Source organism: Pseudonocardia ammonioxydans (assembly GCF_900115005.1).
Taxonomy (GTDB): domain Bacteria; phylum Actinomycetota; class Actinomycetes; order Mycobacteriales; family Pseudonocardiaceae; genus Pseudonocardia; species Pseudonocardia ammonioxydans.
In genome coordinates this window covers 1-1,470 of the sequence record NZ_FOUY01000151.1, presented here as the reverse complement: position 1 = coordinate 1,470, position 1,470 = coordinate 1, and the positions used below count along the sequence as shown (strand labels likewise).

The 1,470-nt window shown below is 71.0% G+C and carries 1 protein-coding gene; it reads left to right on the top strand.

Features of this window, described 5'->3' with window-relative positions:
• Nucleotides 1-189 precede the first annotated feature (189 nt).
• Nucleotides 190-1,470 (top strand): IS21 family transposase (gene istA, locus BM093_RS34805; protein ID WP_093357727.1); only part of this gene is annotated, 1,281 nt, incomplete at its 3' end.

The following is a 1,470-nucleotide window of genomic DNA, read 5'->3' as shown; positions in this document are numbered from 1 at the left end:
TGTCGACGATCATGAAATTCCCCCAGTGTGAGGGTGTCGCGATCACGTAATTCCCCCACGGCGATCACGGTTTTCCCCCAGGGGAGGACGTGCGTGTCGCTGCCAGGTCCGGGCCTCGGACGACCGAAGGCTGCGTCTCGTTGCCGAGCAGCGAGGTGGAGCCGAACCGTGCCGAGGAGGACCTTCGACGTGATCGACATTGTGGAGATCTTGACCCACTGGTATGCGGGCCGCTCGCAGCATGAGCTGGCGGCCAGCTTGGGGGTGGATCGCAAGACGCTGCGCAAGTACACCGCGCCGGCGATCGCCGCGGGCTGGGAGCCGGGTGGTCCGCCGATGACCGAGGCGGACTGGCGCACGCTGGTCGTGGAGTGGTTCCCGCAGCTGTCCGACACCCGGCTGCGGCAGGTGTCGTGGCCGGCGATCGAGGTGCACCGCGACTACATCCACGACCAGCTCTGCGCAGGGGTGACGGTGGCGACGATCCACCAGCGCCTGGCCGATGAGCGCGGGCTGGAGGCGAGCGTGGCCAGCTTGCGCCGGTGGGTGCGGGCGAACCTGCCCGAGACCGCGCGCCGCGGCCAGGTCACCGTGCTCGGGACGCCGTCTGCGGCCGGAGAGCAGGCCCAGATCGATTACGGCAGGCTCGGGATGTGGTTCGACCCGGCCGCCGGGCGGCGCCGCGCGGTGTGGGCGTTCGTGATGGTGCTGGCCTGCTCGCGGCACCTGTTCGTGCGCCCGACCCTGGTGATGGACCAGAGCGAGTGGACCCGCGCGCACGTGGAGGCGTTCGCGTTCTTCGGCGGTGTGCCCGCCCGGCTGGTGCCGGACAACCTCAAGACCGGGGTGGACAAACCGGACCTGTATGACCCGAAGCTCAACCGTTCGTATGCCGAGCTGGCCGCGCACTACGGCACTCTGATCGACCCGGCCCGCGCGCTCAAGCCGAAGGACAAACCGCAGGTGGAGCGACCGATGCCGTATGTGCGGGACTCGTTCTGGCGGGGCCGGGAGTTCGCCTCGCTGCAGGCCATGCGCGCCGAGGCGCGGCGCTGGTCACTCGAGGTGGCCGGCCAGCGGGCCTGTCGCCCGCTGGCCGGCGCGGCCCCGGCGGCGGTGTTCGCCGCGGTCGAAGCGCCGGCGCTGCGCCCGCTGCCGACGGCGTCGTTCGTGCTCGCCGCCTGGTCGCGGCCGATGGTCGGCCCGGACATCCACGCCAAGGTCGCCGGGACGCTGTACTCGATCCCGTGGCGCTACCTCGGCGGGCGGGTCGACGCCCGGGCCACGGACACGATGGTGCAGTTCTTCGTCGACGGCGAGCTGATCAAGACCCACCCCCGCAAGAGCCGGGGCCGCCAGACCGACCTGGGCGACTATCCGCCGGAGAAGATCGCCTTCCACATGCGCACCCCGACGTGGTGTCGCAACAAGGCCACCGAGATCGGCCCGGCCTGCGAGGCGGTGATCGGC